A 547-nucleotide genomic window follows, 5' to 3' on the forward strand; every position below is an offset into this window, starting at 1 on the left:
ATCCGCTCGCGCGGGGCGGCGGGCGTGCGGCTCGTCGTCTCGGACGCCCACCCGGGGCTCGTCCGGGCGCTCGGCGAGGTCTTCCAGGGCGCCGCGTGGCAGCGCTGCGCGGTCCACCTCATGCGCGACTGCATGCGCGAGGCCGGCTCCTGGCAGCTCAGGCGCCGCGTGGGCAGGATCGTGTCGCAGGTGTTCCGCGGGCGCGACGCCGCCACCGTGACGGCCATGTACCACGCGGCGTGCGACATGCTGGCGGGGTGCTGCCCCAGGGCGGCGGCGGTGCTGGAGGAGGCCGAGCCCGACGCGCTGGCCTACCTCGACTTCCCGCCGACCCACTGGAAGCGCCTGCGCACCAACAACGTGCAGGAGAGGACCAACCGAGAGATAAAGCGCAGGTCGCGCGTCGTGCAGGTGTTCCCCTCCACGGGCTCGCTGGTGCGGCTCGCGGGCGCGGTCATGTGCGAGCAGGACGAGATATGGCAGGAGTCCAGGTACTTCTCGGAGGCGAGGATGAACGAGCTCTACGACGACGGTCGCACCCGGGGGA

Annotated in this window: 1 protein-coding gene; it reads left to right on the top strand. The window is 72.4% G+C overall.

The window, feature by feature from the left end; translation table 11 throughout:
* Positions 1-547 (top strand): transposase (locus tag ACTQ1S_RS09370; RefSeq protein WP_441547571.1); only part of this gene is annotated, 547 nt, incomplete at both ends.

It is taken from the genome of Collinsella sp. LCP21S3_D3 (assembly GCF_052118305.1).
GTDB lineage: Bacteria > Actinomycetota > Coriobacteriia > Coriobacteriales > Coriobacteriaceae > Collinsella.